This is a genomic window from Thalassococcus lentus, assembly GCF_028023555.1.
GTDB classification, from domain to species: domain Bacteria; phylum Pseudomonadota; class Alphaproteobacteria; order Rhodobacterales; family Rhodobacteraceae; genus Thalassococcus_A; species Thalassococcus_A lentus.
Window position 1 is genome coordinate 125,412 of the sequence record NZ_JAQIOY010000002.1, and the last position, 25,728, is coordinate 151,139.

Below are 25,728 nucleotides of genomic sequence, written 5' to 3' on the forward strand. Positions count from 1 at the left end.
GGCAATCAAGGGCAGGCGGGCATGTCAGGGCAGCAAATCATGGATCTTGGGTCTCTTGAGGGGCCGTTGCTGGTGTTTGGTGGCCCATATTCCAATTTGCAGGCGACACAGGCCGTGCGTGCCCAAGCTGACAGGCTGGGTATCCCGCCAGAACGCTGCATTTGTACCGGCGACGTTGTTGCCTATTGCGGGGATGCCGCTGCCACGGTGGCTGAAATCCGTGACTGGGGATGTCTGGTTATCGCGGGCAATTGTGAAAAGCAGTTGGCGGCCCATGCGCTGGATTGTGGCTGTGGTTTTGACGAAGGCACGACTTGTGATCTGCTTTCGGCGGGCTGGTATGCCCACGCAAACGCGCAGGTTGATGGTCCAATGCGCGACTGGATGGCGGGACTGCCGGACTGGATCGTGTTTGAACACGCCGGGCAAAAGTGCTGTGTCATCCACGGCGGGGCGCGTGACATTGCCCGCTTTCTCTGGCCGGTCACGCCTGATGAGCTGCTTTTGGATGAACTCTCGATCTTGCCGAAGGGAACAACGCGTGTGATCGCGGGGCACAGCGGCATAGCCTTTCAAAAATCCATTGGCCCGGCTGACTGGCTGAACGCAGGGGTGATTGGCATGCCGGCACATGATGGCCGGACGCAGACCCGATTTGGTTTGATTCACCCGGATGGCCGTTTCGAAATATGCCTGTTGGACTATCCCAGTGATCAGGCCGCCATGACGATGGAGCGGGTTGGTTTGTCTCAGGGCTATCACACTTCGTTGCGTACCGGCTGGTGGCCTTCGGAAGATGTGCTACCCGAAGAGTTGCGCCGGGTTTGAACCCGTATTGAAAGAAACAGGTCGCTGAAACTACCCGTCCTTGGCAAGTGGATGGTGATCCATCACCAGTTCGCGCAGCCGCTCTTCGAGAACGTGCGTGTAAATTTCGGTGGTTGCTACATCCGCGTGGCCCAGCAGCGTCTGGATGGCGCGCAGATCCGCACCGTTGGCCAGCAAATGCGTGGCAAAGGCATGGCGCAAGGTATGCGGCGTCACCTTGGCGGGGGATACACCGCCTTCGACTGCGAATTCCTTGATCAGCAAATAGAACGCATGCCGCGTCAGATGCCCGGCCTTGCCGCGTGATGGAAACAGAAAGTTTGAAACCGGCTTGCCTGTTGCCCGGGCGGTTTCGTCCATGTCGGTCCGGATCTCCATCCAGCGGCTAAGCGCTGCGCGCGCGGGGGGTGACAGCGGCACCATGCGTTCCTTGCCGCCTTTGCCCCGGACCAGCAGCATGCGCGGATCACCCCGTGCTGAGGCGATTGGCAGGGAAACGAGTTCGGTAACGCGCATTCCCGTGGCATAGAGCAGCTGCATCAGGCACGCGTTACGGGTTTGATCCGCCTCGTTTCGTCCATGTGCGGCGCCCGCATCGAGCAAGCGGTCCACCTCTTCGACGGACAGTGTCTTGGGCAGGCGCTTGTCGCGTCCCGGGCCACTGATCTGAACTGATGGATTGTCCTGACGCAAACCCTCTTCGAAAGCGAAGCGATAGAGCTGTTTGACCGCAGACAGACGTCGGGCGCGCGTCGCCCGCGACAGGCCCTGTGCATCGCAGTCCACGAGGTATCGTTCAAGATCGTCGCGCTGTGCATCGGAATAATCGCGGCCCTGATCATCCAGCCAGTCTGCCACATGGTCGAGATCGCGTTCATAGGCGGCCAGCGTATTCGCGGCCGCGCCGCGCTCAGCGGCAATCGCTTCAAGAAAGGGCGCGATCCATCGGCGCGACATCAGCGCGCCCGCTCGGCGTCGAGGATCATCAGTTGGAGCGCCGTTCGGCGGGCCACATCTTCGAGCCCGACAGACCGCAGAACCGCCAACCCATCGGTCAAATCCGCAGCATTGCCATTTGCACCGCTGCCGATCAGCGCAATTGCACGCAGGATCGATTCACCCAGCCTGCCTTGTGCGAGTTGTTCCTGAATGACCTGCGGTGGTGCGGCACCGGCGAATGCCGTTGCCACTGCGCCAGCATGGGGCAGGTCGGTGGGCAGGTCCTGCGGTGTCAGGCCCCGCGCGATGCTGAGCAGGAATTTGGTTTCCGCCGAAGCGCCTTCATCCAGTCCCACGCTAAGCGTTTCATAGCCTGCGGACAAAAATATCATCATGCGGGCCAATCGGGCCGGGCGGGCTTTGAGGCCGTGTTCGGCCAGGGCCTCTGCGTAAAGAGAGGCAAATGGCTCCAGCAGGCGCGCGCTTGCCATTTGTGGCCAGAGCCGCACCAAAGCCGGGCCAATGGCATCCGGCGTGCCCCGGCGAAGCGCCGTTTCAAATGCCTGCAGCGCTTTGGCGCGATCCCAAACGCCACCCGAGGCGGCCGGTTTGCGCAGGGTGTAGAGACCCAGAAGCCGGTTGGCGGGCAGGGCGCCCGCACGGGCCAGCCGCTCTGCTGCCTCGATCTGGGCCTTCCATCCGTTGTCGCCGGGAAGGTCGAGGACGGAGTAAGCCAGCGGCAAAGGCGCTGTGGGCAAAGGCTCTCCCAAAGCTTCGAACAGCCGGAATTCGAGCGGCGTGGGCCGGACCGGTGGAAGCAGAGGGGGTCTTTCGTCGTTGACGCCCGAATCCAGAAATCGCTCTAGCAGGTCGGCCTTGCGGTCTCCGACGTCTCCCAAGGTCCGGGCGGTCTGCAAAAGCAGCGCTGCGCGGGACCAATCCCCACTGCGCGCCGTGCAAAAGACCCTTAGCGCCGGATCATTGCTCAGCCGTGGTTGATTGCGCAGAACGGAACATGGCTGGGCCGTGTTGCCCAGAAGCAGGTTCAAATCGGCCCAACGCCGAAACGTGCCCGGCCGGTCATGGCCAGCAATCTCCATCAAAGCCAGCGCTTCTTCGACGTGGCCTGCCTTGACCAGCCAGTCGAGCCGGGAAATCAGATGGGCTTCGGCTGATGTGCTGGTGCTCGGCGGATTGGCTTCGGCCAGCATGAGCGTGCGCATGAGACTGCGCAGGGCCGGTACGGGCGGACGCAGCGCAGCTGTCAGGGTGGCCAGCCGTTCCTGATCCGAGGCGCTCCAAAGGGTTTGCGGAAGGCCCGTGACATCTGCAGAGAGCAAACCGGCCGCGGCGGCGTTGGGCGCGCCCAGCGGCATGGCCTCGACAGCGGGGGGCGCGGCGCTGCCCGCGGTTGGATCGCTTTGCGCCTGTGCCAAAACCGGTATCATCAAAGCTGCAAGGCAGGCCATCGTGAACCGCCCACGCCGCTGTTTGGCGGTGGGACCGTCGCCACAATGGCGCAGGGGCAGAGCGCGTTCAGCTACCATCAAGCTCCACGGGCTGACGAATTTCTGTCTGCGGCGGGCTGAAATCAACGCCAAAGAACGGACCAACATAGGCGTAGGCGACAAGTGCAATACCGGCCAGGATTGCCAGATAGAACAGCCATTTGATCAATCGCCCCATAAATCTCGCCTTTGCCTCGACGTTCGTGATGCCGAAGTGTCGATTGATCCGGCTTCACGTCTTTTTATATCTTATACCCGGCCTTTTTGTCCGGTACAGGTCAATCCCGCAAGGCAAATCAGATATGGGCGCATTATGGCCGAGGCGAACGCACACACTTCCGTGATCCTGCACAAGACTGTGGTCTTTGTCGGGATGATGGGGGCGGGCAAGACGGCTGTTGGGCGAACGCTGGCGGCGCAACTGGGGGTGCCGTTTCTCGATTCGGATCATGAGATCGAGACCGCGGCGGACCGGTCTATTGCGGAAATTTTCGAACGAGATGGCGAGGCCTTTTTTCGCGAAAAGGAAACGCAGGTGATTTCGCGTCTGCTGGACGGCACACCTTGCATCTTGTCCACCGGTGGCGGTGCGTTCATGCAGGAAACCAATCGCAAGATGATTTCGGAACGCGGTGTATCGGTCTGGCTGGATGCACCGCTTGACCTGCTCTGGAGCCGCGTGCGGCACAAAGATACCCGGCCATTGCTGCGCACTGCTGATCCGTACGGCACGCTTCGCGGCATCTACGACACGCGGGTTCCCATCTATGCGCTGGCCGATGTGACAGTTCCGTCCGAGCCGGGCCTAAGCCTTGAACAGATGGGGCAACGCGTGGGGCAATCGCTTGTTGAGCAGCGTCCTGATGTACTGGAGGAAAGCCGCAAATGATGATGGAAACCGTCTCTGTACCACTCGAAGGCCGTGAATATGACGTTCGTATCGGTGAAGGCCTGCTGGCCGATGCAGGCACGCATATCGTACCTTTGTTGCATCGTCCCCGGGTGGCGATCGTCAGTGACGAACAGGTTGCGGCTGCTCATCTCGCGACGCTTGAGGCCGGGTTGGACACGGCCGGGATCAGCCATGTCGCGCTGACCTTACCGGCAGGTGAAGCAACAAAGTCATGGCCGCATTTCACCCGCACGGTTGAATGGCTTCTGGAGCAAAAGATCGAACGCCGGGACGTCGTCATCGCGCTGGGTGGCGGCGTGATCGGCGATCTGGTTGGATTTGCGGCTGCTGTCCTGCGCCGCGGTGTCCGTTTCGTGCAGGTGCCGACTTCACTTCTGGCGCAGGTCGACAGCTCGGTCGGCGGTAAAACCGGGATAAATGCGCCGCAGGGCAAAAACCTGATCGGTGCGTTCCATCAGCCCAGTCTGGTTCTGGCTGACATTGGCGTGCTCGAAACACTGACCGAACGCGACTATTTGGCTGGCTACGGCGAGGTGGTCAAATATGGATTGCTGGGGGACGCGGATTTCTTTGAGTGGCTTGAGGCCAATGGCGGTCAAGCCGCTGCTGGGGATCGGGCGGCGCGGCTGTATGCGGTCAAACGATCGGTCGAAATGAAGGCCGAGATCGTACTTCGGGACGAAACCGAACAGGGCGATCGTGCACTCTTGAACCTTGGTCATACCTTCTGCCACGCATTGGAGGCCGCCACCGGGTATTCGGATCGGTTGCTGCACGGCGAAGGTGTCGCCATCGGATGCGCGCTTGCCTTTGCCTTGTCATCCAAGCTGGGTCTGTGCAGTCAGGAAGATCCAAGCCGCGTCCGGGCGCATCTGGCCGCGATGGGCATGAAAACCGATTTGGCCGATATTCCGGGTGATTTGCCCGGCGCCGAGGCTCTGCTTGAGCTTATGGGGCAGGACAAGAAAGTCGTCGACGGTCAGCTGCGCTTCATTCTTGCCCGTGGTATCGGCGATACCTTTGTCACCTCGGATGTGCCGGGTGAAACTGTGCTGGACCTGCTTCGCGAAGAGCTTGCGTAACGCGCTGTAGAGTGCTGTTCTGTATTAACTTTTTTCGCTTTTGCGAGCGTGAAAGATAAAGCCAAGCAGGTTCATCAACAACTGAGCTGCGAGGATCGATGTAGATCCGGTGGGATCATAGTCGGGCGCAACTTCAACCAGATCGATTCCGACCACATCGTGCTGCTGCACAACCGTCTGAAGCAATTCGAGCACTTCGTAGTACAAAAAGCCGCCATGTGACGGCGTGCCTGTGCCCGGTGCGATCGACGGGCAGAACGCATCAATATCAATGGTGATATAGACGGGAACACCCTTGGGAATGCGCTGTGCAGCTTTTTGCGTGCCCAGTGCCCGCGTCTGCCGCACCGAAAGGATATCAGAGCCCATGGCGCGGGCGTCGTCGTATCCTTCCTTGGCGGTTGAGCTGACGTTTCGAATGCCGACCTGTGTCAGGCCGCTGACCCAGCTTTTTTCGGCCGCGCGCCGCATCGGATTGCCGTGGCCGCGCGTCACGCCATGCCGTTCGTCGACAAAATCCAGATGTGCGTCGATTTGCAGGACGTGAAAGGTATCATGGCCTTCAAAGGCTTCGATGCAGGGAATGTTGACCGAATGATCACCGCCAATCACTACGGGCAGCGCACCCGCAGACAAGGCCGCTTCGACCCCGGCGCGAATGTTGGCGTGGCTTTTGATGGTATCGGTGTGGACGATATCGGCGTCACCCATGTCGACGATCCGAACATCTTCGCCCAGATATGTCGCGTCATCCTCATGATCGTATGCGCCCGCATGGCCAAAGCTGAACAAAGTGCTGGCATCCCGAACGCCGCGGGGGCCAAAACGTGCACCGGCACGCCATTGCGTGCCTGCGTCGAATGGCGCGCCAAGAATGGCAACGTCAGCGTCGATCTCGGCCCAGTCATCGACCATAGGCTTTTTGGCAAAGGTGCAGATGCCGGTGAATGGCAGGTTCAGGCGGCCTGTGGCGTAGCTGTGTGTCATGCGCAGACCATGACAAGCCCGCGTTCGACCTGCAAGAGGGGGTTAGTCAGCAATAGGTTTTTGCAGCTCGCGCAGCACGTATGTCGGAATTTCATCGGCGTCGAACAGGACTTTGGAATGCGCCAGACGAATAGGATTTGCGTCTTCTTCGCTTGCTTTGTGGAAAACGACGCTGGAAATACGTGGCAAATTCTGGATTCGCTTACGCAGGAGTAAGGCGATCCCCGAGAAATACCCGACACTGGCTTGCGAAACCTTTTCGAGCATCATCACACATCCAATCCTGATCGGGTCAGAGTGCATAATAAAAAAACTGACACCGAGATCCTCTTCCATAACCATACCATGGAATTCGCGTTCCTTCGGCTTCTGTTCAGGTAGATAGCCAAGGTTTACGAGTTGCCGAGGATCATACCCTTTGGTGACAAGTGCGCCTTCGAAAACCCGGATGGACATCGGAACACGAATATACTTGGTGTTGTCGGAAAAGGACCGCCTCCAGCAAAAGTACATCCCTGTTTCGATGGTGCCCTTAGGTTCGAAAAACCGTCTTTGGTCAAAGACATATTCCAATCCGTTTGCAGTGACGGAATCCAGAAGGTTATGAAGTTTTGTAACCTTTGAATTTGGGAACGCATCCAAAGGTTCCAGCAAGATACGCGCGTCTACATTGAAGTAGTCGCAAACGCGTTTCAAAATAGCGGGCCTTGGCGTTGATGCTCCGCTTAGCAAGCGGGCCATCTGGGTTTTGGTCAGGTCCAGATCCCGCGCTGCCTGTGCGATTGAAGGCTTTGTTTCGCACAGTTTCCGGAGGTTTTCAGAAAAAACCAGGTTAACATTAACCATCCAAACACCCGAACGCTGACACAAACTGTGTCAGTTTTAGAAGGGAGCCGCCGATTGGCAAGAGGTTAATTTCTGCAGCCTCCGGGAGACTGGTAGCTGTTAGCTTTGGAAAACTGAAGCGCGTTCCGGCTTTTTGGGCGCTTTTTTCTGGAGCTTTGGCTCGCTTTCCAGTGACCTTGCGAAATCTGTGATGACTTTGGAAATCAGCATGGCATGGGCAACCTTTCTGGCATGGATTTCTCCGGCCAGCATGTAGGCTGTGTTCTCCATGGCCAGTGCCAATTCATCGAGAACTTGAACGGCACAATCTGTGGTGCTTTGTGTCGCCAACGCGCTGATGTCAGTTGTTTTCGTGATATCTGTTTGTTTCATAACGAAATTCTCCATTTGGTCTGGCGAATGCCTTTGGTCTCAAAGGGTGTGGTCGCACCTTGCTGAAACTGTTGCCTTCACGGAAGATTCAAAAACATGACCTGCAGATGCTTATTTGAAACCAGTGGGTTCAAATCTGAACCCTTCCGCTTCTTTGGCATGCCAATGCCATGTTCCTATTGCCGTGCTGCTTGACCCACGCGCTTGGGTCGGCTGCGTTCAGCGATGCCATTGACCCAAAGTCGGTAAGACGGGCATCATAGCAAAAAAACCAAACCAACAGTTGCGCTACGCGGCCAATAGATCCGGGGTTTGCGATGAAAAAAGCATTGTTTCTGACGCTGACACATGGCGTCTGTCTCGCCCTTGGCTTTGCCTTGGGGGTGTACCTGTTGCCGATCCTGACGGCCCCGGCCTCACCGGATGCCGAGATGCTGGAGCAGAAAGCCCAAAGCGCGATGTATTCTGCGGAATTAACCCGCGAATTGCGGGGCAGTGATCTGCTTCATTGGGGTGAAGGCACAATCAGCCTGACTGAAACCGAAATCGTGCACGAAGGCAAACTTGCTCCGGGCCCCGACTATAAGCTGTATCTGGTGCCGCAGTTTGTTGAGCATGAAGACGAATTTGAGCCGATCAAGGATCAGGCCCTGCAGGTCGGCGACATCAAAACCTTTGCGGGCTTTGTTCTCGACCTGCCCGAAGGGGTGGATCTGAGTCAGTACAACACGGTTGTTGTCTGGTGTGAGGCCTTTTCCGAATTCATCACGGCCGGTCAGTTTCGCTGACGGTTTCGCTGCCGCGAAAACCGATGTTGCCCGTCGTCCCGGCGGTCGGTGCTGCGCATGTTCGTCACATCTGATCGCTGCGCGACGCATTAGCCTCTTTTAACCGGCTGCAACCCGTGCAATAGGGACGTGCCAACCGATGCCCTCCCAAGGAGACCCCCCATGGAGATTCGCGAGGCTCTCACCTTTGACGATGTTTTGCTGGTTCCCGGCGCGTCCAACGTGCTGCCCAGTACCGCTGATACCCGCACTCAAGTGACCCGTTCGATCGCTTTGAACATCCCGCTGTTGTCCAGCGCCATGGATACCGTCACCGAGGCCCGCATGGCCATCACGATGGCACAGGCCGGTGGAATGGGCGTGATCCACAAAAACCTGAGCGCTGACGAACAGGCCCGTCAGGTCCGCCGTGTGAAACGCTTTGAAAGCGGGATTGTTTACAACCCGGTCACCCTGCGGCCCGATCAGACATTGGCCGATGCCAAGGCGTTGACCGAACGCTACCGCTTTACCGGATTTCCTGTTGTTGATGACGCAGGCCGTGTTCTCGGGATCGTGACAAACCGCGATATGCGGTTCGCCCAGCACGACGAAACGCCCGTGCATGCGATGATGACCGCTGACAATCTTGCGGTTTTGCAGGAACCGGCTGATCGCGAAGAAGCCATTAGCCTGATGAAGGCGCGGCGGATCGAAAAACTGCTTGTGACCGATGAAACAGGCAAGCTGACTGGCTTGCTGACGCTCAAGGATACCGAACAGGCCGTTCTCAACCCCACGGCCTGCAAGGATGAGCTGGGCCGCCTGCGTGTGGCAGCGGCCAGTTCCGTGGGTGACAGCGGATTTGAGCGGACCGAAGCACTGGTGGATGCGGGTGTTGATATTGTTGTCATCGATACCGCGCATGGGCATTCCGAAGGCGTGATCGAGGCGGTCGGCCGTGCCAAGCGCTTGTCGAACGGCGTGCAGGTTATCGCGGGCAACGTTGCCACCGCAGAGGCAACCGCAGCCTTGATTGATGCTGGTGCGGATGCGGTCAAGGTCGGGATCGGTCCGGGCTCTATCTGCACCACGCGCATGGTTGCCGGTGTTGGCGTGCCGCAACTGACGGCCATCATGGATTGTGCACGTGCCGCCGGTGATGTTCCGGTTATTGCGGATGGTGGCATCAAGTTCTCGGGCGATTTCGCCAAGGCGATTGCCGCAGGCGCGTCCTGTGCCATGGTCGGCAGCATGATTGCGGGCACCGATGAAAGCCCGGGCGAGGTGATCCTCTATCAGGGTCGTAGCTTCAAGGCCTATCGCGGAATGGGCTCTCTTGGGGCCATGGCGCGCGGCTCTGCGGACCGGTATTTCCAGAAGGACGCCGCCAGTGACAAACTGGTGCCAGAAGGCATCGAAGGGCAGGTTCCTTACAAAGGCAGCGCCGGAACCGTTGTTCACCAACTGGTTGGCGGTCTGCGGGCGGCCATGGGGTACACGGGCTGTGCAACGGTCGCTGATATGCGCAAGAACTGCAAATTCGTGAAGATCACCGGTGCAGGGCTGAAGGAAAGCCATGTGCACGATGTTCAGATTACCCGAGAAGCACCAAACTACCGGATCGGCTAAAGGATATGACCCCCGCCGCACGAGTACAGGCCGCCATCGAAGTGCTGGATCGGATCGGGGCAGGGGCTGCGGCTGAGCAGGCTCTTCTAGGCTGGTCCCGAGGCGCGCGCTATGCCGGCTCCAAGGACCGTCGTGCCGTTCGCGACCACGTGTTTGATGTGGTGCGCCGGTGGCGGTCCTGTGCCGAACTGGGCGGGGCCGAAACTGGCCGTGCGCGCATGATCGGGCTGCTGCGCTCGCAGGACGCGGACCTCGACGCAGTCTTTTCCGGACAGGGCCACGCACCTGCTCCGTTGACGCCGGACGAACGCGTCACGTCCGATCCGCCCCAGGGTTTTGCCGCGCTGGATTTACCGGATTGGTTGGGCTCCATGTTTGAGCAATCTCTGGGCGACCAAGCCAGCAATGTCGCCAGAACGCTGCAGGAACGCGCCCCGGTGTTTTTGCGGGTTAACGGTCTGAAATCCACGCGCGCATCAGCACAGCAGCAGTTGCGAGCCGAGGGCATTGAAACCACGCCTGTTGATGTGTCCCCGACAGCTTTGCGCGTCGATGTTGGCGCCCGCGCGGTTGCTCGATCGGCGGCTTATCTGAATGGTGTGGTTGAATTGCAGGACGCTGCCAGTCAGGCCGTTGTGGACGCTCTGCCGCTGAGGGCAGGAATGCGGGTTCTGGACTACTGTGCCGGGGGCGGTGGCAAAGCATTGGCCATGGCCGCGCGGCTTGGGGCAGGTCCGGTCGAGGCGCATGATATCGACCCTAAGCGCATGACCGATTTGCCAGCGCGTGCACAGCGCGCCGCAGCGGACGTTGTTCAGACCCGCGCGCCATCCGGTGTTTACGATCTGGTTTTGGCAGATGCACCCTGCAGTGGCAGCGGTGCATGGCGTCGGGCACCGGAAGGCAAATGGCGACTGAGCGAGTCCGGATTGGCAGAGCTGTGCGAAACGCAGGCGGAGATCTTGGATACCTGCGCTGGCCTCGTAGCGCCGGGCGGCATTCTGGCTTATGCAACCTGCTCCGTTCTGAACTGTGAAAATCAGGATCAAGCGACTGCCTTTGTCAAAAGGCACCCCGGTTGGACCGTCAAATCTCAAAAGTCCTTTTTGCCAGGCGAGACAGGCGATGGGCTTTTCGTTGCTTTGATTGAGGCTCCGATATAAAAACAACCCTAAGATGAATATTGCGGCGGTTAACCCTGAGTTAATGGTCACCGGCTCCTATGTGGGCAGCAATTCAGCGGGGTTATCGGCGTGCCGGCAGGAATCGGATCATGAACGGGGGGGCAACATCCCGCTTGAGTGTTTTCTCCGGGCTGGTTTTTGCTGTTCTGGCAATCGGATGCGCGGCATTGGCTTGGGGCGCGGTGCAGGGTGGTTATCAGTTCATTCTAATCGGTGCAGCCGCGACGTGCCTGACCATTTCTTTGGGTATCCTGCTGGACAGTCTGCGCCAGACTGCGCGGCACAAACGGGCGGTCGCGATGGCGGAAACCGTTGTTGCGCACGACGCTGCTTATTGTTTTGTTTGCAATGAAGATGGCTTGGTGCTGGCTGAAAACGCCGCTTCGAGAAAGGCCTTTGTCGGTGCAGCGGGTGGGCCTTTGTCCGATCGTCTGACCGGGTTGCTGGCCAACCCCGAGGGCGTACTCTACCGCATTGCCCGGCGGGCTTTGGCAGAGGGCTATGCCTTTGAGGACATAACCAGTCACGCCGAGCGCGTTCAAATCCATTCTCAGCGATTGGCACCGGGATTGCTGTTGTGGCGTATGGAAAGCGATGCAACACGCGGTGAAAGCGTTGTTTCGCTGGAACAACCTTTGATGAGCATCGGACGCAACGGTGCCATCCTCTATATGAACGCGGCGGCCAGAACGTTGTTGGGGCGACGGGCCAAGAACCTCAGCGAAGTGATCGAAGATCTGCCACTCAGACCGGGGGGCATTCATCAATGCGACGCCGCTCAGGGCACACGGGATGTTCTGGTTCAGTCTCGCGAGTCTTCGGTTGGCCGGTCGGAATTGACGCTTACCCCGATTATTGAGCCCGAGCGCTCTGCCAAAATGGAAACGGGCGAGGCAGGTACGTTCCAAACGCTGCCGGTGCCACTTCTCAGGGTTCGGGCCGATGGAACCATTCTGGACGCTAACCGCGAAGCGCGGCGCCTGCTGGATCTTTCGTCTGCGGGAACCGCGCATATCGCCGACTATATGGAAGGTTTGGGGCGCGCGCTCAGCGATTGGTTGGGTGAAGCAGCCGAAGGCCGTGGCACAACACGATCCGAGTTCCTGCGCCTGACACGCGCTGACCGTGAATTGTTTGTTCAGGTGACACTCAAACGTGTGATCGAAGACGGGGAGCCGGTGCTGATCGCGGTTCTGAACGATGCGACCGAACTCAAGACGCTAGAAGCCCAATTTGTACAGAGCCAGAAGATGCAGGCGATCGGTCAGCTGGCGGGCGGTGTGGCCCATGACTTCAACAACCTGCTGACGGCCATTTCAGGGCACTGCGATTTGCTGTTGCTGCGTCATGATCAGGGCGATCCCGACTATGGCGACCTTGTGCAAATCAATCAGAACGCCAATCGGGCTGCGGCGTTGGTCGGGCAATTGCTGGCATTCTCGCGCAAACAGACCATGCGCCCGGAAATACTCGACCTGCGCGACACAATGGCCGATCTGACGCATCTTCTGAACAGGCTGGTGGGCGAGAAAGTTCAACTGAGCCTGAATCACGATCCGATCCTGCCGCATATCCGGGGCGACCGCCGACAGCTAGAGCAGGTCATGATGAATCTCATCGTCAACGCCCGTGACGCAATGCCTGATGGCGGTGTGATCGAGGTGGAAACCGAACGGTTGGTTGTTCGTGAAAAGATGCTGCGCGATCGCGCGGTTGTCCCGCCTGGCACCTATGTCTCTGTCAGGATCAGCGATCAGGGATGCGGCATTCCCCCGGACAAGGTGCAAAAGGTCTTTGAGCCCTTTTTTACCACGAAGGGCACAACCGAAGGGACCGGTCTTGGGCTATCGACAGTCTATGGCATCGTAAAGCAATCCGGCGGCTTTGTTTTTGTCGACAGTGTGGTCGGGCAGGGCACCTGTTTCACCTTGCTGTTTCCCGCCCATGATTTGCCAGCTGAACAAAAGCCCGCGGTGCCAAGCCAGGACGAGCCGCGCAAATTGCCGGAACGCGGTTCAGGCGTCGTCTTGCTGGTCGAAGACGAAGCGCCGGTGCGGGCTTTTGCGGCGCGCGCCTTGCGGCTGCGTGGCTACACGGTGATCGAAGCGGAAACCGCCGAGGACGCGTTGGAAACTCTCGAAGATGAAACACTGATGGTTGACGTTTTTGTCACGGATGTCGTGATGCCGGGCATGGATGGCCCGAGCTGGGTCCGCAAGGCCCGCAAAACGCGGCCGGATGTCCGAGTCGTCTTTGTGTCCGGTTATACCGAAGACGCCTTTGGCGAAGGGCACGAAGAGATTCCCAACTCTGTTTTCCTGCCCAAACCGTTTTCGCTGACGGAACTGACCGAAACGGTGCATCAACAGGTGGCTTAACGCTTGCGTATGCGGCTCGATTCAAAGTGCCCGTTCCCAGACTTCGAAATCCTCCGCGCATTTGCGGCGCAGTTTGGCTTCGGTCTGGGCTGACAGCTCCAGATCGCGCCGCGGCGATACGTTTTCGCGCGGCAGATCGATCTTCATCTGCAACCTGTCTTCGAGAAACCCCAGCAGTCCGATCTGGTTTTCGTATTTGTACAAATGCGAGACGGAGACGCCATTCGGGCGCGGCTCGATGAACTTGGCCTGACTGCCCACGTTGGCGTAGGGTGGCCTGTCGCCGGTTGCATATGCGTCACAAAATGCATCAAAGCTGATCCCGCGCGTCGAGGTTGGCTTTCCCTCCAGAAACCCGCGTTGCCGGTATCTGTACCAAGAGCCCAGCCAGCTGATCGGTTCGCGGATCACCGCGAGCAGTTCCATGTCTTCGGCGCCCATCTTTTCCATCATGGGACGAAAGAATCTGTTGTAGCGGTACACCGGGGCGTGTTTCAGCTCGGGCGGGTCATAAATCGTCATGGCCGCATGGGGGCCAAGCGTGGCTTCGTAGGCGGATGTTCCCGTCTTTGGCACCGCCAGAAACACCAGTCGCTGTTTCCAAAAAACCAACATATTCCAACCTCTTGCCGAGAAACTGTTTGCGTCAACCTTTGTTTAACCATCCCGCGCCAAGCTGCAAAAGGAAAGATTTATCTTGAAATGTTCGCCTTTTGGTCTCATAGAGAACAAGAGGCGAACAAATCCTGCAATGGACGCCCCCCGCGGGGTGTGGAATAAGGGCGAGGACAATGGCAACGGCAGACCTTCTGACCATGGATAACAAGCGCGACGCAAACAAGCAAAAGGCGCTCGACAGCGCTCTGGCCCAGATCGAACGGCAGTTCGGTAAAGGGTCCATTATGAAACTGGGCGGCGACAATGCCGTGCGGGATATCGAGGCGACCTCAACAGGGTCGCTCGGGCTTGATATCGCCTTGGGCATCGGCGGTTTGCCCAAGGGTCGTATCATCGAGATTTACGGCCCTGAATCGTCGGGCAAGACGACGCTCACACTGCATTGTGTGGCGGAAGAACAGAAAAAAGGCGGTGTATGCGCCTTTGTTGACGCGGAACATGCGCTTGATCCGCAATATGCGCGCAAACTGGGCGTCGATCTGGACGAGCTTTTGATTTCGCAGCCCGACACTGGCGAGCAGGCGCTTGAGATCACTGACACGCTGGTGCGCTCAGGCGCGGTCAGCATGGTGATCGTCGACTCGGTCGCTGCTCTGACCCCCAAGTCGGAGCTGGAAGGCGATATGGGCGACAGCTCGGTTGGTGTGCATGCGCGCCTGATGAGCCAGGCAATGCGCAAATTGACCGGTTCGATCGCGCGCAGCAACTGCATGGTCATCTTTATCAACCAGATCCGGATGAAGATTGGTGTGATGTTCGGCTCGCCTGAAACAACGACGGGCGGCAACGCTCTTAAATTCTACAGCTCTGTGCGTCTGGACATCCGCCGCATCGGCGCGGTCAAGGATCGCGACGAAGTTGTTGGCAACCAGACCCGCGTCAAAGTGGTAAAGAACAAGGTATCGCCGCCGTTCAAACAGGTGGAATTCGATATCATGTACGGCGAAGGCATCTCGAAGACTGGTGAGCTTCTTGATCTTGGCGTTAAGGCTGGCGTGGTCGAGAAATCGGGCGCCTGGTATTCCTACGGGGATGAACGCATCGGTCAGGGCCGTGAAAACGCCAAGACCTTCCTTAAGGAAAACTCTGGCATCGCCTATGAAATCGAAGACAAGATCCGGGCTGCGCACGGGTTGGATTTTGAGATGCCCGAAGGCGAAAAAACAGACGATGACGATGGGGATGTGATGGAGGGTTGATCCCTCGATCCAGCCTGGACTACCTCGCAAAACGGCGCCCGGATTTGGGCGCCGTTTTTCATTTTGGCAGAGTTCTACGCGCCCGGAAGCTCTTCGAAGTGATTGTTGACATGCATGGCATGTGCTGCTGCGTAATCGGTCTTGGACAAGGCGCCATAAGCAAAATGCGGGGCCAAAGTGCCCTGATGTTCATCAAAAGATCGCAGTGCCGTTTTCAGCCGGTCCAGCGCGATTTGCGCATCGACATTCCGCAACACTTCGCCCGGAATTTCTTCGTCGAGCCCGTGGCTCATGCTGCCTTTTGCGGCAAAGACCGAAAACGCCAGAGGCCCTACGGTGCTGCGGAACAGTGCGGGCTTCAGCTCCGGATAGCCCGTCAGGGAAAACTCCACCCCTTGGGCCAAGTGATCGAAAATGCGCGCGCTTTCCCATGAACCCGTTGTCGAGAGCGTAGAAACATCCAACCCCTCAAGACGTTCCATGACCCGATCCATGGTCAGATGCGCATGTGCATGGTCGTGTCGCAAATAGACGAACCCAGCCCCCAAGGTGGCTAGCCCTCCGGCACCGAGCAACTTGAAGGTACTGCGTCTGTTCATCGCTCTCTCCCGACTTTTGCGAAAGGCTATCATGCGTCGATCTGTGGGCAAAACTGTCAATTCGGGTTCTTGGCGGCTTGGCGGCATGGACACCTGCACAAAGCCCCGCTAAATCTGCGCCAAATCCGCCGCATCCAAAGGCCCGTCCAATGCCCACATTGAATGACATCCGTTCGACCTTCCTGACCTATTTCCAGAAACAGGGCCACGAAGCCGTTGCGTCCAGCCCGTTGGTGCCGCGCAACGACCCAACTTTGATGTTTGCCAACTCGGGGATGGTTCAGTTCAAAAACCTGTTCACCGGAGTTGAAACGCGCGACTACAAACGCGCCACCACGGCTCAGAAATGTGTGCGGGCAGGCGGCAAGCACAACGATCTGGACAACGTGGGCTATACCGCGCGTCACCATACGTTCTTTGAAATGCTGGGCAATTTCAGCTTTGGAGACTACTTCAAGTCCGAAGCGATCCCGTTCGCTTGGGAGCTGGTTACCAAAGAGCTGGATATCACGCCGGAACGTCTGTTGGTCACTGTCTATCACACCGATGACGAGGCCGTGGAAATCTGGAAGAAGACCGGCGTTCCGGAAAGCCGGATCATCCGGATCGCAACCGATGATAACTTTTGGCAGATGGGTCCAACCGGTCCTTGCGGTCCTTGCACGGAAATTTTCTTTGATCACGGCGACAAGTATTGGGGTGGCCCTCCGGGAACACCGGAAGAGGATGGCGACCGCTTTGTCGAAATCTGGAACCTCGTCTTTATGCAGTACGAGCAGTTCGAGGATGGCACGCGCAAAGAACTGGCGGCGCAAAGCATTGATACAGGTATGGGCATCGAGCGGGTCGCGGCCTTGTTGCAGGGCACCAACGACAACTACAGCACTGACCTGATCCGCAGCCTGATCGAAGCGAGTGCGGATGCCACATCCAGCGATCCCGATGGTCCGGGCAAGACGCATCACCGCGTCATTGCCGATCACCTGCGATCGACCTCTTTCCTGATTGCGGATGGCGTCATGCCGTCCAACGATGGTCGGGGCTATGTACTGCGCCGCATCATGCGCCGCGCCATGCGTCACGCGCATATGCTGGGCGCGAAGGACCCGGTCATGCATAGTCTGGTTCCGGCTCTGGTTCGCCAGATGGGCGCTGCCTATCCCGAGTTGGGACGCGCGCAGGCGCTGATCGAAGAAACCCTGCTTCTGGAAGAAACGCGTTTCAAGCAGACGCTTGATCGTGGTCTCAAGCTGCTGGACGACGAACTCTCTGGCTTGCCCGAGAGTGCCGCGTTGCCGGGGCAGGCGGCGTTCAAGCTCTACGATACCTATGGTTTCCCGCTCGACCTGACGCAGGATGCCCTGCGCGAACGTGGCCGCGAAGTGGACACTGACGGCTTTGACGCGGCCATGGCTGAACAAAAGGCCAAGGCACGGGCCGCTTGGTCGGGGTCCGGCGAAGCCGCTGACCTTGCCATTTGGTTTGACATTGCCGAAACGCAGGGCGCGACGGATTTTCTGGGCTACGACACCGAACTGGCAGAAGGTCAGGTTCTTGCGCTGGTCAAGGATGGTGCCGAGGTTGATGCACTTGCGCCGGGCGAGACGGGCTGGGTGGTTCTGAACCAGACACCGTTTTATGCGGAATCCGGGGGTCAGGTTGGCGACACAGGCTGGGTTCGCCGGCTTGAGAACGAAGATGATGTGGCGGCGGTTTCCGATACGCAGAAGATGGGCGGCGGCAAGGTGTTTGCCCATCAGGTCACCGTTGAGCGCGGCACCTTTTCCAAGGGCGATGCCCTGCAGTTGGAAGTCGACCACACCCGCCGCACCGGCATTCGGTCGAACCATTCGGCAACCCATCTGCTACACGAGGCACTGCGGCGTGCCCTTGGTGATCACGTGGCACAGCGCGGATCGCTGAACGCACCCGATCGCCTGCGCTTTGATTTCAGCCATGGCAAGGCTCTGACATTGGCAGAGCTGAAACAGGTCGAGGAAGAGGTGAACGCCTACATCCGTCAAAACAGCCCGGTTACGACCCGTATCATGACACCGGACGATGCCCGTGCCATCGGTGCGCAGGCGTTGTTTGGTGAAAAATATGGGGATGAGGTGCGCGTCGTCTCTATGGGTCAACAGGCGGGGTCTGGCAAAGGCAGCGACGGTCAAACCTATTCGCTGGAACTTTGCGGTGGCACACATGTGCGCCAGACGGGCGATATTGGCCTGTTTGTGACGCTGGGCGACAGCGCATCGAGCGCGGGTGTTCGCCGGATCGAGGCGCTGACCGGCCCTGAAGCCTTTGCCTATCTTTCCGAACAGGATCATCGTCTTGCCGAAGTGGCCGGCGAACTCAAGACACAGGCCGCCGAGGTACCCGCACGGGTCAAAGCGCTGCTGGACGAGCGCAAGGCGCTGGCCAATGAGGTTGCGCAGCTGCGCCGCGAGCTGGCGATGGCCGGTGGGGCCGGGCAGGGCGGTGGTGCCGAAGCCCGCGAGGTGAACGGTGTGTCATTCGTGGCGCAGGTGCTGACCGGTGTGTCTGGCAAAGACCTGCCGTCCCTTATTGATGAGCATAAATCACGTATCGGATCCGGCGCTGTGTTGCTGATTGCGGATGCGGGCGGAAAGGCGGCTGTGGCCGCTGGCGTGACCGAGGATCTAACCGGGTCGTTGTCCGCGGTCGATCTGGTCAAGGCTGCTGTTGTTGAACTGGGTGGCAAAGGCGGCGGCGGTCGTCCTGATATGGCTCAGGGTGGCGGCAAGGACGCCGCAAATGCCGATGCGGCGATCAAGGCCGCCGAAGCTGTGATAGGAGCCTGAGCCATGCCAGCATTGTGGATCGCACATGTGACCGTGACGGACGCCGAAGCCTATGGCCGCTATGCAGAATTGGCAGGGCCGGCCATTGCCGCGCATGGTGGCAAGTTTCTGGCGCGCGGCGGCAGGTTCGTTCAGCTGGAAGGCAAGGAACGCCCGCGCAATGTGGTCGCCCGGTTTGAAACGCTGGAAGATGCAGTGGCGTGTTATCATTCTGACGCCTACCAGGCGGCGCTGAACCACGCGCGTGGCGCGTCAGAGCGCGAACTGATGGTGATCGAGACAGACACATAGGTTTGACCTTGCGTCGCGGCGATTATCCGCCGGGAAAATCTGGTCGGCGCCTTTCCGCAGGGTAAATCTGGCGGTTTGGCAATGTCCCGCTCAGCGATCGGATCTGAATCGGGTGATTCGGCGTCAGATTCGGTTAACTGTTTCCAAAATCAGCAGTATTTCCCGCGATCGAGGCAATGTTTCCGAATTGGAAACTTCCGCCTTTCTTTTGCGTTTGCTGAAATGTGGCAAAATTATGGCATTCGGGGCACAGTTCGGCCCGTAGAGCGCGAAATTCCGACCGCAAGCTCAATTTTGACCTGCCAAGTCCGGAATTCCTGTCGCGCGATCCGGATTTTCTTGGCTAACCTGAGGTCACTTTTTTAAACAAACTGTCTTGGGAGAAAAGATCATGAAAAAAGTACTTCTTGGTGCCGTGTTCGCAGCTTCGGCTTTTGCAGCCCCCGCGTTCGCATGGGAAGGTCAGGTTGTCGCCTGTTACGACAAAGTCTGGGTCCCAGCTAAGTACAAGTACAACAAGACCCTGGTCATGGCAGCTCACTCCGAGTGGGAGCACAAGAACGGCCAGATGATCAAGATGCATTACCCTGCCGTCTACAAAGAGCACAAACACCTGGTCAAGCCAGGCCACTACGTTGCTCGTAAGGCGCCCTGCAAGCACTAACTGCAGACCAAACTCCAAACAAGAAAGGCGCAGGATATTTCCTGCGCCTTTTTCTATAGATGAACGACTTTGTTAAAGCAGTGATCAAACGCCGCGCGCAGCACGCTTGCGTTCATGCGGATCCAGATGGCGTTTGCGCAGCCGGATTGCGTTCGGTGTTACCTCGACCAGTTCATCGTCGTTGATGTAGGCGATGGCCTCTTCCAGCGACAGGGTAATCGGCGTGGTCAGACGCACGGCTTCGTCGGTGCCGGATGCGCGGACGTTGGTCAGCTTCTTGCCTTTGAGCGGGTTCACTTCGAGATCGTTGTCCCGGCTGTGCTCACCGATGATCATGCCTTGATACACCTTGGCCTGCGCACCGATCATCATCTTGCCGCGATCTTCGAGGTTCCAAAGCGCGTAGGCGACGGCATCGCCATCTTCCATCGAAATCAGAACGCCAGCTCGGCGGCCCGGGATCGATCCGCGGTGTTCGGTCCAGCCGTGGAATACACGGTTCAGAACGCCGGTTCCGCGCGTGTCGGTCAGGAATTCGCCGTGATAGCCGATCAGGCCGCGCGATGGCACATGCGCGATGATGCGGGTTTTACCGGCTCCGGCCGGTCTCATTTCCACCAGCTCGCCCTTGCGGGTCCCGGTCAGTTTTTCAATCACGGCACCAGTGTAGTCGTCATCCACGTCGATGGTGGCTTCTTCGACCGGTTCCATGGTCTTGCCGTCTTCTTCGCGCATAATGACCTGCGGGCGCGAAATGCTCAGCTCAAAGCCTTCGCGGCGCATGTTTTCAATCAGAACACCCATTTGCAGTTCGCCGCGGCCGGAAACCTCAAAGGCCTCGCCGCCGGGGGTGTCCGCGATTTTGATCGCAACGTTGCTTTCGGCCTCTTTCATCAAGCGGTCGCGGATGACGCGGCTTTGCACCTTTTTACCGTCGCGACCGGCAAGAGGGCTGTCGTTGATGCCAAAGGTGACCGTGATGGTCGGCGGGTCAATCGGCTGCGCTTCAAGTGGCTCTTCCACGGCCAAAGCACAGATCGTGTCCGCCACTGTGGCCTTTGACATGCCGGCAAGACTGACAATGTCACCGGCCTGCGCTTCGTCGATGTCCTGCATGGCCAACCCACGGAAGGCCTGAATTTTAGTCACACGGAACTGTTCGATCTTTTGGCCGATGCGGCTGAGCGCCTGAACGGTCGCGCCAACCTTGATCTTACCGGATTCAACACGGCCTGTCAGAATTCGGCCCACAAAGGGATCCGCTCCCAGGGTGGTGGCCAGCATGCGGAAGTCTTCGTCCTGACGTTTGATCTGTTTGGGGGCAGGGACGTGGTTCACGATCAGGTTGAACAGGGCGGACAGATCCTTGCGTGGACCGTCCAGCTCTGCGTCCGCCCATCCGGAACGACCTGAGGCGTACATATGCGGGAAATCAAGCTGATCTTCGTCGGCATCAAGCGATGCAAACAGATCAAAGCATTCGTCGAGTGCACGATCGGGTTCTGCGTCCGGTTTGTCGACCTTGTTCAGAACCACAATCGGGCGCAGGCCGAGAGCCAGCGCCTTGGAGGTTACAAATTTGGTTTGCGGCATCGGGCCTTCGGCGGCGTCGACCAGCAGCACGACACCGTCAACCATCGACAGGATACGCTCGACCTCACCGCCGAAATCGGCGTGTCCGGGCGTGTCTACGATGTTGATCCGGGTGTTTTTCCATTCCACGGACGTGGGTTTGGCAAAGATCGTAATGCCGCGCTCACGCTCCAGATCGTTGCTATCCATGGCGCGTTCAGCCACAGCCTGATTGGCACGGAATGCGCCGGATTGCTTGAGCAGCTCATCCACGAGCGTCGTCTTGCCGTGGTCAACGTGTGCGATAATCGCGATATTGCGAAGGTCCATGGGATCGGCCTTTGAAAGGGAGTTTGCGCGCCACCTATCGCGCGCGGCACGGTTTGGCCAGCCCCCAAGTGTCACAGGCCGATTATGTGGCCGTTCGGCCCTCAGTGCTGCGCTGTTTGCGAGAACAAATGAATGACCAGAATGCCGCCAAGGATCATCGCAAGCCCGAGCATGGCAGGCCAATCGAGTTTCTGGCCAAAGACGACGAACCCGATGGCCGCGATTAGCACGATGCCCAGACCCGACCAGATGGCATAGGCCACCCCGACCGGGAAATATTTCAGGGCGTGACCCAGCAGATAAAACGCCGCGGCATAGGCCACCACAACCAGCAAAGACGGCAAAGGTCGCGTAAAGGCCTGACTGGCTTGCAAGGCCGTGGTGCCGATGGTCTCGGCGGCAACCGCAAGAATGAGGATCAAATAGGGCATGGCATGGCCTTTGCTGCGGTTACGGATCAAAGCGATAATCAAAGCGCGCGATGTCATCTGCACAAAGTTGCGAGACGAGATCCGCCAGATCATCGGTGTAATATGATCTGAAATCGCCATGGGTCGAGCGGTTTTCGTGCGGCATCTTCAATGCAAAGCCAAGATGTTGCTCAAGCGGGGCCACATCGCTGGCGAAATGTTCGAGCCGGATGAACAGCCCGTCATGCAACGTGCCGCCGATATCTGTCAGATAGCGTTCGGATGGCCAGGCCGACAGGCTGCCCATGGTGTTTGGGTGGGCCAGAAATTTGTCGAAGGGCAGGGCCTGAGACAACGCAACGGCCGGATGCTCGAATTGTTGCGTGCGCAGCCAATGGTAATAGCTCACCAGCCGGTCCCATGGGTTACGTACCAGAGCAAAGCAGAACATCGCACTGATTTCATCCGGGCTCAGGACACCATCGATGTCGGCGAGGGTCGAATGCTTCCAGATTCGGCCCCGCGCATTCAGCTTTTTCAGGCGGTTTTTGCGCTTTTGGGCCTTGGGGGTGTCTCCGATCAGAATGTCATCAGCCATGGCCCGCGATTCGAGCGCGGTGGCAAGCGATGTGCCCCCGGTTTTGGGTATGTGAACAAAGATGAACCTGCGGCCGGGCGAAATTATCATGGCTTCACCCTATGCCGATGCAACGGCGTGTTGAAAGTGCTTTTCACTGGCGAAAAGGCGCGACATTATCCCGCAAATCGCGCGAAGGAGGAGAGCGCCATGGGTTGGATGAGAGATGAGACCGGTCTGGACAAATGCGCGGCAAATCATGTGCCGCTGAGCCCGCTTTCGTTTTTGCAACGTGCGGCCCGGGTCTGGCCGGAAAAGCCCGCTGTCGTCTACGGCGCACATCGGGCCAACTATGCGCAGTATCATGCGCGTGCCAGCCGACTTGCCTCGGCCTTGAGCGGTCTTGGCGTGGCGCCCGGTGATGTGGTCGCAACGATGTTGCCGAATATTCCGGCGCAAGCTGAGGCGCATTTTGGCGTTCCAGCCTGCGGCGCGGTTCTCAATACCATCAACACCCGACTGGATGTCGACACGGTCGCCTACATTCTGGATCACGGCGAGGCCAAGGTTCTGCTGGCCGATCCACAGTTCATCGGTGTCGCGATGCAGGCAATCGAGCGCATGGACGGCCCGGCCCCCAAACTTATCGAGGTGGCGGATGACGAGGCCGGTTTTCCGGCGTCCGGCGCGCATCTGACCTATGAGGCGCTGCTGGAGCAGGGCGATCCCGATGCCGCGTGGCATATGCCTGAGGATGAGTGGGAAAGCCTGGCGCTGAACTATACCTCAGGAACCACCGGTCGTCCCAAGGGCGTGGTCTATCATCACCGGGGTGCTTATCTGATGTGCATGGGCACTGTCGTCAGCTGGCAGTTGCCCTTGCACGCGAGCTATCTGACGATTGTTCCGCTGTTTCATTGCAATGGCTGGAACCACACGTGGCTGATGCCGATGATCGGTGGGCGGGTCGTATGCTGCCGCGATGTGACGGCCACGGCGATCTACACGGCGATTGCCGATGAAGGTGTGACGCATTTCGGCGGCGCGCCGATTGTGCTGAACATGATCGTAAACGCCGACGACAGCGAGCGGCGGAGCTTTGAGCACGAAGTGAAAGTCTTTACTGCCGGAGCACCGCCCGCCCCGGCGACGCTGGCCAAGATCGAACCGCTCGGGTTTTCGGTGATGCAGGTCTACGGGCTGACTGAAACCTACGGCCACGTCACCGAATGCGTCTGGCAGGAAGATCGCTGGGGCGCGCTCGAACCGGGCGAGAAGGCAGGGATCAAGGCCCGACAGGGTGTGGCCTTTCCCATGATGGAGAATATCCGGGTCACCGATGAGGCCATGAGTGATGTGCCAAAGGATGGTGCCAGCAAAGGCGAGATCATGATCCGGGGCAATTCGGTGATGAAAGGGTATCTCAAGAACCCAGATGCCACCGCCGAGGCCTTTGCGGGCGGCTATTTTCATTCCGGCGATATCGCGGTGATGCATGATGACAGCTATGTGCAGATTGCCGACCGCGCCAAGGACATCATCATTTCGGGGGGCGAGAATATTTCATCCGTCGAAGTGGAAGGCTGTCTGATGGGACATGAGGCGGTCAGCCTTTGCGCGGTCGTTGCCAAGCCTGACGAAAAATGGGGCGAGGTGCCCTGCGCCTTCGTTGAATTGAAGGCAGGCGCCAGCGCGGATGAAGCGGAACTGATGGCATTTGCCCGCAGCCAGTTGGCCGGTTTCAAGACGCCCAAGAAGGTTGTGTTTCAGGAATTGCCCAAAACCTCGACTGGCAAAATCCAGAAGTTCGAGTTGCGCAAGCTGGCTGCAGATTTGTAGCGATTTCGCCGCAGCCATGCTGCGGCGACCGGTTGAGGGGCTCTGCCCCTCAAACTCCCCGGGATATTTTGGGCACAAAGAAACCGTGTTGCGGATTGTCCAGCGCTAGGCTTCGTCGAGCCAGCGCAGGATTTCCCCGCGGTTGCCGTCAAGGTCCGGGGCCGGGGCGCGGGTTGTCGGATCGGGCGCATCGGTCATCTTGATCGGATTGCCCGCGGCCTTGTACGTCACCCGGCCATTTTTATCGAGCACATCGACGATCATGTTGCGCGCTATGAGTTGTGGGTCCTTGAGCACCTGATCGACCGATTGAATTGGCCCGGTTGGAATGCCTGCCGCGGTCAGTTTTGCAATCCAGCTGGAGCGGGTGTCGTCCAGAGTGATGGCTTCGATCAGCCGTTTGAGCAGGCGGGCGTTTTCGCAACGCGCGGCGTTGGTGGCAAAGCGCGGATCATCCCAGAGAGGAAGGTTCAGCGTTATGCAGAGTTTTTCGAAGAGTTTGTCATTTCCGGCGGCGATCACGAACAATCCGTCAGAGGCATGAAAGGTTTCGAAAGGGGTGATTGACGGGTGGCGTGCGCCCGATGGCTCGGGGGCCTGTCCGGTCACGGTGGTCAGGGCGATGGCGTGTTCGAGGATGGCCAATTGCGAGTCCAGCATTGCCACGTCAACCTTGCGGCCTTTGCCGGTTTGCGTGCGGTCGAGAAGCGCGGCCAGCAATCCCTGCGCCAGGAACATGCCGGCGACAATATCCCCGATCGAGGCGCCAACGCGCACAGGATCGCGGCCTTTCTCTCCAGTAATCGACATGACCCCGCCACGGGCCTGAACGACCATATCATAGGCCGGACGCTTGGCATCGGGGCCTGTATGGCCAAAGCCGGAGACTGCGCCGTAAATCAAGTGCGGAAAGGCCTTGTGCAGGGTATCCCAGCCATAACCAAGCCGATCCATCACGCCGGGTCTGAAGTTTTCGACCAATACATCGGCGCGGGTCAGCAGCTTTTCAAAGATAACGCGGTCTTCTTCGGACTTCAGGTCGAGTGCGATCGAGGACTTGCCATGATTGATGGCGGCGAAATATGCGCTCTTTCCGTCTTTGAAGGGGGGGAAGGCGCGGGTGTCGTCACCGGTTTGCGGGCGCTCGACCTTGATCACGGTTGCCCCCAGATCGCCAAGAGTCATAGTGCAAAAGGGGCCTGCCAGAACATGGGTCATGTCCAGAACCGTTACGCCTTCCAGCGGCTGTGTCATTGCGATTCTCGCGTTTGTTTGTAGGGGCTGCTCAGGATAAGGGGAGCGCATGCG

Annotated in this window: 24 protein-coding genes; 12 read left to right on the forward strand and 12 right to left on the reverse strand. The window is 58.6% G+C overall.

All coding sequences use genetic code 11. The features are described 5' to 3' along the window. The first annotated feature begins 39 nt into the window (after positions 1 to 39). Positions 40 to 828, forward strand: coding sequence for a metallophosphoesterase family protein (locus PFY00_RS05720; RefSeq protein WP_271431577.1), 789 nt, complete (start codon positions 40 to 42; stop codon positions 826 to 828). Positions 829 to 858: 30 nt separating this feature from the next. Here the strand turns inward: PFY00_RS05720 and PFY00_RS05725 are convergent, their stop codons facing one another. The 3 genes from PFY00_RS05725 to PFY00_RS05735 are packed head-to-tail and all read right to left on the reverse strand — an operon-like array spanning position 859 to position 3,453. Continuing rightward, positions 859 to 1,785, reverse strand: a complete 927-nt coding sequence (locus PFY00_RS05725; RefSeq protein WP_271431578.1) for a site-specific tyrosine recombinase XerD — start codon at positions 1,783 to 1,785, stop codon at positions 859 to 861. After that, the gene (locus tag PFY00_RS05730; protein ID WP_271431579.1) at positions 1,785 to 3,314 is read right to left on the reverse strand and encodes a hypothetical protein; all 1,530 of its coding nucleotides are present in this window, start codon (positions 3,312 to 3,314) and stop codon (positions 1,785 to 1,787) included. Before PFY00_RS05730 ends, PFY00_RS05725 begins: the two co-directional genes overlap by 1 nt. After that, positions 3,304 to 3,453 carry a hypothetical protein gene (locus tag PFY00_RS05735; RefSeq protein WP_271431580.1) on the reverse strand — a complete coding sequence of 50 codons (150 nt, stop codon included), beginning with the start codon at positions 3,451 to 3,453 and terminating at the stop codon, positions 3,304 to 3,306. The genes PFY00_RS05730 and PFY00_RS05735 overlap by 11 nt, the downstream gene beginning before the upstream one ends. A gap of 135 nt (positions 3,454 to 3,588) precedes the next feature. Here PFY00_RS05735 and PFY00_RS05740 point away from each other — a divergent pair, with 135 nt between their 5' ends. Together PFY00_RS05740 and aroB are read left to right on the forward strand one after the other, a co-directional pair. Next, on the forward strand, positions 3,589 to 4,164 hold the full coding sequence (locus PFY00_RS05740; RefSeq protein ID WP_271431581.1) for a shikimate kinase: 576 nt from the start codon (positions 3,589 to 3,591) through the stop codon (positions 4,162 to 4,164). Next, positions 4,164 to 5,270 (forward strand): 3-dehydroquinate synthase, encoded by a 1,107-nt coding sequence (aroB, locus tag PFY00_RS05745; protein WP_271432207.1) that lies wholly within the window; start codon positions 4,164 to 4,166, stop codon positions 5,268 to 5,270. Before PFY00_RS05740 ends, aroB begins: the two co-directional genes overlap by 1 nt. A 24-nt stretch (positions 5,271 to 5,294) precedes the next feature. Here aroB and speB read toward each other — a convergent pair whose 3' ends face one another. The 3 genes from speB to PFY00_RS05760 all read right to left on the reverse strand — a co-directional run bounded on the left by speB (position 5,295) and on the right by PFY00_RS05760 (position 7,475). Continuing rightward, complete coding sequence (gene speB, locus PFY00_RS05750; RefSeq protein WP_271431582.1) at positions 5,295 to 6,257, reverse strand: agmatinase; 963 nt, start codon at positions 6,255 to 6,257, stop codon at positions 5,295 to 5,297. Positions 6,258 to 6,299: 42 nt separating this feature from the next. Beyond that, positions 6,300 to 6,953, reverse strand: coding sequence for a hypothetical protein (locus tag PFY00_RS05755; RefSeq protein WP_271431583.1), 654 nt, complete (start codon positions 6,951 to 6,953; stop codon positions 6,300 to 6,302). A 249-nt stretch (positions 6,954 to 7,202) separates the two neighbouring features. Continuing rightward, entirely contained in the window at positions 7,203 to 7,475 is a 273-nt protein-coding gene (locus PFY00_RS05760) for a hypothetical protein (RefSeq protein ID WP_271431584.1), read from the reverse strand. Positions 7,476 to 7,792: 317 nt separating this feature from the next. Here PFY00_RS05760 and PFY00_RS05765 point away from each other — a divergent pair, with 317 nt between their 5' ends. The 4 genes from PFY00_RS05765 (at position 7,793) to PFY00_RS05780 (ending at position 13,436) form a co-directional block, all read left to right on the forward strand. Beyond that, a complete protein-coding gene (locus PFY00_RS05765) occupies positions 7,793 to 8,263 on the forward strand; it encodes a DM13 domain-containing protein (RefSeq protein ID WP_271431585.1) in 471 nt (156 codons plus the stop codon). A gap of 162 nt (positions 8,264 to 8,425) precedes the next feature. Next, the gene (guaB, locus tag PFY00_RS05770; protein ID WP_271431586.1) at positions 8,426 to 9,874 is read left to right on the forward strand and encodes an IMP dehydrogenase; all 1,449 of its coding nucleotides are present in this window, start codon (positions 8,426 to 8,428) and stop codon (positions 9,872 to 9,874) included. Between the two features lie 5 nt (positions 9,875 to 9,879). Next, positions 9,880 to 11,037, forward strand: coding sequence for an RsmB/NOP family class I SAM-dependent RNA methyltransferase (locus tag PFY00_RS05775; protein ID WP_271431587.1), 1,158 nt, complete (start codon positions 9,880 to 9,882; stop codon positions 11,035 to 11,037). Positions 11,038 to 11,147: 110 nt separating this feature from the next. Next, a complete protein-coding gene (locus tag PFY00_RS05780) occupies positions 11,148 to 13,436 on the forward strand; it encodes a hybrid sensor histidine kinase/response regulator (protein ID WP_271431588.1) in 2,289 nt (762 codons plus the stop codon). Between the two features lie 21 nt (positions 13,437 to 13,457). On the opposite strand, the gene PFY00_RS05785 is transcribed toward PFY00_RS05780, so the two are convergent. Further along, complete coding sequence (locus tag PFY00_RS05785) at positions 13,458 to 14,051, reverse strand: gamma-glutamyl kinase (RefSeq protein WP_271431589.1); 594 nt, start codon at positions 14,049 to 14,051, stop codon at positions 13,458 to 13,460. A gap of 176 nt (positions 14,052 to 14,227) precedes the next feature. On the opposite strand from PFY00_RS05785, the gene recA reads away from it, so the two are divergent. Further along, a complete protein-coding gene (recA, locus tag PFY00_RS05790) occupies positions 14,228 to 15,313 on the forward strand; it encodes a recombinase RecA (protein WP_271431590.1) in 1,086 nt (361 codons plus the stop codon). A gap of 74 nt (positions 15,314 to 15,387) precedes the next feature. Here the strand turns inward: recA and PFY00_RS05795 are convergent, their stop codons facing one another. Continuing rightward, on the reverse strand, positions 15,388 to 15,912 hold the full coding sequence (locus tag PFY00_RS05795) for a DUF1569 domain-containing protein (RefSeq protein WP_271431591.1): 525 nt from the start codon (positions 15,910 to 15,912) through the stop codon (positions 15,388 to 15,390). A gap of 149 nt (positions 15,913 to 16,061) precedes the next feature. On the opposite strand from PFY00_RS05795, the gene alaS reads away from it, so the two are divergent. From alaS to PFY00_RS05810, 3 genes are all read left to right on the forward strand, one after another. Further along, positions 16,062 to 18,737, forward strand: a complete 2,676-nt coding sequence (alaS, locus tag PFY00_RS05800) for an alanine--tRNA ligase (protein ID WP_271431592.1) — start codon at positions 16,062 to 16,064, stop codon at positions 18,735 to 18,737. Between the two features lie 3 nt (positions 18,738 to 18,740). Then, positions 18,741 to 19,028, forward strand: coding sequence for a DUF1330 domain-containing protein (locus PFY00_RS05805; protein ID WP_271431593.1), 288 nt, complete (start codon positions 18,741 to 18,743; stop codon positions 19,026 to 19,028). A 391-nt stretch (positions 19,029 to 19,419) separates the two neighbouring features. After that, a complete protein-coding gene (locus PFY00_RS05810; RefSeq protein ID WP_271431594.1) occupies positions 19,420 to 19,692 on the forward strand; it encodes a hypothetical protein in 273 nt (90 codons plus the stop codon). Between the two features lie 84 nt (positions 19,693 to 19,776). Here the strand turns inward: PFY00_RS05810 and typA are convergent, their stop codons facing one another. The 3 genes from typA to PFY00_RS05825 all read right to left on the reverse strand — a co-directional run bounded on the left by typA (position 19,777) and on the right by PFY00_RS05825 (position 22,692). Then, positions 19,777 to 21,594 (reverse strand): translational GTPase TypA, encoded by a 1,818-nt coding sequence (gene typA, locus PFY00_RS05815; RefSeq protein WP_271431595.1) that lies wholly within the window; start codon positions 21,592 to 21,594, stop codon positions 19,777 to 19,779. A 101-nt stretch (positions 21,595 to 21,695) separates the two neighbouring features. Beyond that, positions 21,696 to 22,025, reverse strand: coding sequence for a DMT family transporter (locus tag PFY00_RS05820; RefSeq protein WP_271431596.1), 330 nt, complete (start codon positions 22,023 to 22,025; stop codon positions 21,696 to 21,698). A 19-nt stretch (positions 22,026 to 22,044) separates the two neighbouring features. After that, positions 22,045 to 22,692 carry a sulfotransferase family 2 domain-containing protein gene (locus tag PFY00_RS05825; protein WP_271431597.1) on the reverse strand — a complete coding sequence of 216 codons (648 nt, stop codon included), beginning with the start codon at positions 22,690 to 22,692 and terminating at the stop codon, positions 22,045 to 22,047. 99 nt (positions 22,693 to 22,791) lie between these two features. Between PFY00_RS05825 and PFY00_RS05830 the strand changes: the two genes are divergently transcribed. After that, complete coding sequence (locus PFY00_RS05830; RefSeq protein ID WP_271431598.1) at positions 22,792 to 24,420, forward strand: AMP-binding protein; 1,629 nt, start codon at positions 22,792 to 22,794, stop codon at positions 24,418 to 24,420. A 105-nt stretch (positions 24,421 to 24,525) separates the two neighbouring features. On the opposite strand, the gene PFY00_RS05835 is transcribed toward PFY00_RS05830, so the two are convergent. After that, positions 24,526 to 25,674: a CaiB/BaiF CoA transferase family protein gene (locus PFY00_RS05835; protein WP_271431599.1), complete on the reverse strand. Its 1,149-nt coding sequence runs from the start codon at positions 25,672 to 25,674 to the stop codon at positions 24,526 to 24,528. Positions 25,675 to 25,728: the final 54 nt, after the last annotated feature.

Coding starts and splice junctions, on each gene's coding strand:
- PFY00_RS05720 (WP_271431577.1), top strand. CDS start 40: ATGGATCTTGGGTCTCTTGAGGGGCCGTTGCTGGTGTTTGGTGGCCCA.
- PFY00_RS05725 (WP_271431578.1), bottom strand. CDS start 1,785: ATGTCGCGCCGATGGATCGCGCCCTTTCTTGAAGCGATTGCCGCTGAG.
- PFY00_RS05730 (WP_271431579.1), bottom strand. CDS start 3,314: ATGGTAGCTGAACGCGCTCTGCCCCTGCGCCATTGTGGCGACGGTCCC.
- PFY00_RS05735 (WP_271431580.1), bottom strand. CDS start 3,453: ATGGGGCGATTGATCAAATGGCTGTTCTATCTGGCAATCCTGGCCGGT.
- PFY00_RS05740 (WP_271431581.1), top strand. CDS start 3,589: ATGGCCGAGGCGAACGCACACACTTCCGTGATCCTGCACAAGACTGTG.
- aroB (WP_271432207.1), top strand. CDS start 4,164: ATGATGGAAACCGTCTCTGTACCACTCGAAGGCCGTGAATATGACGTT.
- speB (WP_271431582.1), bottom strand. CDS start 6,257: ATGACACACAGCTACGCCACAGGCCGCCTGAACCTGCCATTCACCGGC.
- PFY00_RS05760 (WP_271431584.1), bottom strand. CDS start 7,475: ATGAAACAAACAGATATCACGAAAACAACTGACATCAGCGCGTTGGCG.
- PFY00_RS05765 (WP_271431585.1), top strand. CDS start 7,793: ATGAAAAAAGCATTGTTTCTGACGCTGACACATGGCGTCTGTCTCGCC.
- guaB (WP_271431586.1), top strand. CDS start 8,426: ATGGAGATTCGCGAGGCTCTCACCTTTGACGATGTTTTGCTGGTTCCC.
- PFY00_RS05775 (WP_271431587.1), top strand. CDS start 9,880: ATGACCCCCGCCGCACGAGTACAGGCCGCCATCGAAGTGCTGGATCGG.
- PFY00_RS05780 (WP_271431588.1), top strand. CDS start 11,148: ATGAACGGGGGGGCAACATCCCGCTTGAGTGTTTTCTCCGGGCTGGTT.
- PFY00_RS05785 (WP_271431589.1), bottom strand. CDS start 14,051: ATGTTGGTTTTTTGGAAACAGCGACTGGTGTTTCTGGCGGTGCCAAAG.
- recA (WP_271431590.1), top strand. CDS start 14,228: ATGGCAACGGCAGACCTTCTGACCATGGATAACAAGCGCGACGCAAAC.
- PFY00_RS05795 (WP_271431591.1), bottom strand. CDS start 15,912: ATGAACAGACGCAGTACCTTCAAGTTGCTCGGTGCCGGAGGGCTAGCC.
- alaS (WP_271431592.1), top strand. CDS start 16,062: ATGCCCACATTGAATGACATCCGTTCGACCTTCCTGACCTATTTCCAG.
- PFY00_RS05805 (WP_271431593.1), top strand. CDS start 18,741: ATGCCAGCATTGTGGATCGCACATGTGACCGTGACGGACGCCGAAGCC.
- PFY00_RS05810 (WP_271431594.1), top strand. CDS start 19,420: ATGAAAAAAGTACTTCTTGGTGCCGTGTTCGCAGCTTCGGCTTTTGCA.
- typA (WP_271431595.1), bottom strand. CDS start 21,594: ATGGACCTTCGCAATATCGCGATTATCGCACACGTTGACCACGGCAAG.
- PFY00_RS05820 (WP_271431596.1), bottom strand. CDS start 22,025: ATGCCCTATTTGATCCTCATTCTTGCGGTTGCCGCCGAGACCATCGGC.
- PFY00_RS05825 (WP_271431597.1), bottom strand. CDS start 22,692: ATGATAATTTCGCCCGGCCGCAGGTTCATCTTTGTTCACATACCCAAA.
- PFY00_RS05830 (WP_271431598.1), top strand. CDS start 22,792: ATGGGTTGGATGAGAGATGAGACCGGTCTGGACAAATGCGCGGCAAAT.
- PFY00_RS05835 (WP_271431599.1), bottom strand. CDS start 25,674: ATGACACAGCCGCTGGAAGGCGTAACGGTTCTGGACATGACCCATGTT.